The following is a 4,012-nucleotide window of genomic DNA, read 5'->3' on the forward strand; positions in this document are numbered from 1 at the left end:
AAATAAATCTGTCCCCTTTATGGTAAAGGAGGAAGCCTACCTGCCTTTTAGACTTAGAGTAGTAAAAATAAATCTTTTCTTTTTGGCTTACCCCCCTTTGGGATCCTTTACCCCTTATGGTCATAGTGATTCGTCATCCAAAGGTTTCCTGACGTTTTTTAAAAATACCCGCTTTATCGCTCCATATTTAAAAAAGTTCTCTTTGGCATTGTTCAGACTTATCCCGTTAGCACCACCATCATAATCAGGGTCTTTATTCTGAGCAATGTCATCTTCCCAGTAACACACGGGACATATTTCATAAGTTCCGCACGGCTCCTCATCAAAAGTTAAGTATCCACAGCACGGGCAAGGATATCTCACTGGGCTCTCCTTACTGCCTATTCCAATAGTTAATGCCGTCCTGAAAAAAAGGGGACAGATTTATTTTTACTACTCTAATTTCGGCGACTGCGCCCACTCTGAAACGCTCAAAGCAAATAATTCGCTAAACCATGCGCCCTTACCTAGGCATCGCGAATTTCCTTTACGGCATCTGCGCTGGAGCCTCCATGCTCAGAAAATTTAGAGTAGAGAAAATAAATCTGTCCCTTTCATTCGGTGCAAAAAGACGCGGGCCGTAGGTGCGTCAACACCTACGGCCCGCTAACCACAAGCAGCTAAGAAGGAGCTGACCATGGCTAAGGCCGATCATAGGGCAGTCACGCCCAGAACTGAACGTTTTGCCACCGTCGCCGCCGATTCAATAGCCCCGGGAGTGCCGGGGCTATTTTTATTGAAAACAACACTACTTACCGTAGTTGAATGCAATACCAAATTTCATTTCATCAACGTGTAATTTAATTACACATCCAGACCACCCCCCCTCTCCAGCGGTCAAATTGTTGGCTGAAAAATAATCGCGCAATTGGACCAGCAACTCTGTCAAATCCCCTACAGCACGCCCATCCGGATCAAACCAGTTCAACTCACCAGACTGATCAACATAGTCAAACTCATACTTCCCTCCATCGCCCTCTGAGAAAAGCTCCGCCCGAACTATTATTTCCCTAGCATCCGCTGGGCCAGCATCGACTAAAAGCTGTCCAATTTTCTGATATAACTCTTGATCGCCCATCAAATACCACCCGGTGAGTTTTTGAAATCGACAATGACAGGGCGACCACCATCAATAGAGTATCTGACAGTAAATCTATCAGGACGCACAGATGAGCCAGAATAGACAGGCTCAATTTTCACACTGACCATCTGCCCTTGCTTGAGCGCAGATGACCAAGTGTTCTCCATGGACTTCCAGGCACCTTTATTCAAGTTCCCATTCATGGGAAGCAGGTTCAGCTTCTCACCTGGCCCATTGAAGATACTTGCAATCAGATGGCCACCTTCATCGCCACTAACCCCGCATTTACCAGCAATGCACTGCTGATAAGTATTCCGGTCACTCTTCGTCAGCGAGAGGTTGGACTCAACCTTCTCAACACGCCCAAGACTATCTGTCTGATAGGTCTTGTTCCCGTCCACTTTATAAATCGTGTTCGGCTCTGGTTTGTTGAGTTCCTTAGTCCATGACCCTTTGCTGCCAGAGCTAACTTCTACTTCACGCAGCGCCGTTCCAGTTCCTTTTGGCCCTTGCGGAGCCGGCAGCTTACCCAGTCCCTCGACCAAATCAGCAGCCTCGGATACTTTACCTTCCTTGTAAAGTGCCTTCGCCTTGGCCAGGATCTTCGCAGCGCCATCCCCAATGCCCGGCACCAAGCCTATTCCGGCCATCGTATAGTCGAAGGGGTCTTGCGCTTCGACAAACGCCTTGCCATCGCCATAACCTGGGATGAAGTCAGAACCCAAGCTGGCCATCGCCTCGGCCAGCCGCTTGGAATCAGCTGCCGTTATCGGGTCGTTGATCTGGTAGATGCTGCGCAGCTCGCCCTCAATGGTGTATGCCATCAGTTGCGGGTTCTGCATGGCTTGCCGGTACTGCTCTTGTGCTTCTGGAGTCCAACTGGCCTGTTTCAAACTCTGGGCAGATTCCCAAGCCTCTTTACGCAGCGCTGTACATGTCGTGCTACTACCGTCCGAAGAACAGGCCGTAAGTAGTGCCAGATCGCGACTCCGGTCGAGTTGGTTTAATTCATCGACGCGGCCACAAGCGGTTGAGTCTCCGCCGTTACATGCCTTCTTGGCCTCGAAGCGTTCCTGGTTTTCTTCGTGGTTTAGGTAGTTGTATTGGACAGAATTCCTCGCCGCCCAACTCCCCGTTTCAAGCTCCTTGTAACTGGCACCGGGGTCCTTCGCGACTACCCCGACCAGCCCCGTCAGTTGCGAGGCCATGGCCAGCATCGCCTCGCGATTTTCCGGCGAGTAGCTGCTGACCAGTTTGTCCAGGTCCTTCACCAGTGCTTCGTTGAGTCCTGCACCAATCGCTCCAGCAGCGAAGCTGTCGCCACGCGCTTGGGCGGCCAAGCCCCCCATCAGCGCATGCATCACCACCATTTGCGCGCTTCCGGTTTCCAGCTTGTGGGTCTTGCCGAAGTCACCAATGGCGTTGAAGCCGGCGGCAGCAAAGGTATTGTAGAGACTGTCCTTGAGGGCATCGCCGAAGCTGCCACCCTGTCCCATAGCCTTACCCAAGGCCGTGCTGGTGAGGTTCTGCATCGCCTGGTTGGCGGCGAAGCGACTGGCACCGCTGACGGTACTCAGGTCCACCGTGACCTTGCTGGTATCGACGTTGGTCTTGGTGTCCAGCACCTTGTCGAAGTACTCGGTGGTCAAGTAAGCCGTGGCCGCCGCGATGGCGTAGCTCTTGAGAGCACTGGAGCTGGTGGCGTGTTGCAGCCCTTTGCCAAGGTCGCCACCGTTATTGATGGTGCCAACGGCAAGATTGCTGGCCATAGGGCCATACACCGGGCCGAGGTAAGCAGCCGCAACGATGGCAATGGCCAGTGACGGCGCAGCCCCCAGCCCCGAGTTGCTGTACTTCCAGCTATCGTGCACCTCCTGCACCCTGCGCCAGTCCACATCCCCGCGCTGCTCGGCCTCCTTCAGCCACGCCAGTTGCGGATCCGCCTGCACCATCGCATCGATGGTCTGGCTCACGGTCTTCTGGTCGATATGCTTGAGGTCGATCTTCAGCCCTTCCACGGCCTTGATCGCCAGATTCCCCTGGGCCACGATCTGGGTCTGGCGCACGGTTTCGTCGGTCTGGCCCTTGCCCTTCGACGACTGCCACGCCAGGTCGCCCTTGCTCTTCTCGTGGCTCTCCTGGTGCAGGTCCTTCACCGCCTCGAAGGTCACCGCGCCGCCGCTGACGATGGCCAGGTCGTTGCCCGATTCCAGCTTCGCGCCCTGGTAGGTCTGGTCGCCGCCGCTGAGCAGAGTGAGGTCGCCGCCGCTGCTGATCTGGCTGCCCACCGCCTTGACGTCGGTGACTTCGTCGCGCCGGGTTTCCTTGCGGCCGAAGTCGCCTTTCTTCTTCTTGTCGTACAGGTAGTAGTTGCTGTCGTTGGCGGCCAGCAGTTCCAGCTTGTCGCCGGCCACCAGGTAGGCCTCGTCGCCGGCGCTGGCCTGGCTCGCGATCAGGCGCAGGTCCTGTCCGGCATTGATCGCCAGGTCGCCCCCGGCATCCACGCGGGTGCCTTGCTGGGCGACCTTGTCTTCCTGGTAGGTGACCTTCCTGGTCTTGCTGTAGGCATGCTCCTCGTTCGCCGCCGCCGCCAGGGTCACGTCGCGCCCGGCGGAGAGGGCGATGTCGCGGCGCGCTTCGAGGGCGCTGGCCACTGCGCTGAGGTCGCGCCCGGCGCTGACGTTCAGGTCCCGCCCGGCACTGACTTCGGCGCCGAGCTGGGTCACGCTCTGTAGCCGCGACGTGTTCCAGCGGGTCTGGCCCTGGCGGTCCTCGACGGCGGCGACGGTGACGTCGCGTCCGGCGTCGAGGCTGAGGTCGCCGCGGCTCTGCAGCACCCCGCCGAGGTTGGCGATGTCGCGTCCGGCCTGGACGTTCAGGCTGTTCGCCGCC

3 protein-coding genes and 1 pseudogene are annotated in these 4,012 nt (G+C 56.4%); all 4 read right to left on the minus strand.

Annotation, left to right across the window (positions count from 1 at the left end):
* Nucleotides 1-120: 120 nt before the first annotated feature.
* Nucleotides 121-363, minus strand: coding sequence for a CPCC family cysteine-rich protein (locus tag JHD77_RS25800; protein WP_071533946.1), 243 nt, complete (start codon nucleotides 361-363; stop codon nucleotides 121-123).
* Nucleotides 364-787: 424 nt separating this feature from the next.
* Nucleotides 788-1,117 carry a hypothetical protein gene (locus JHD77_RS25805; RefSeq protein WP_049347895.1) on the minus strand — a complete coding sequence of 110 codons (330 nt, stop codon included), beginning with the start codon at nucleotides 1,115-1,117 and terminating at the stop codon, nucleotides 788-790.
* Entirely contained in the window at nucleotides 1,117-1,521 is a 405-nt protein-coding gene (locus tag JHD77_RS33150) for a DNA/RNA non-specific endonuclease (RefSeq protein ID WP_409513497.1), read from the minus strand. The genes JHD77_RS25805 and JHD77_RS33150 overlap by 1 nt, the downstream gene beginning before the upstream one ends.
* A 96-nt stretch (nucleotides 1,522-1,617) precedes the next feature.
* A pseudogene (locus tag JHD77_RS32495) lies at nucleotides 1,618-4,012 on the minus strand (DUF637 domain-containing protein); the annotation flags it as partial.

Source organism: Pseudomonas sp. P20, assembly GCF_016463925.1.
GTDB lineage: Bacteria > Pseudomonadota > Gammaproteobacteria > Pseudomonadales > Pseudomonadaceae > Pseudomonas > Pseudomonas aeruginosa.

Coding starts and splice junctions, on each gene's coding strand:
- JHD77_RS25805 (WP_049347895.1), bottom strand. CDS start 1,117: ATGGGCGATCAAGAGTTATATCAGAAAATTGGACAGCTTTTAGTCGAT.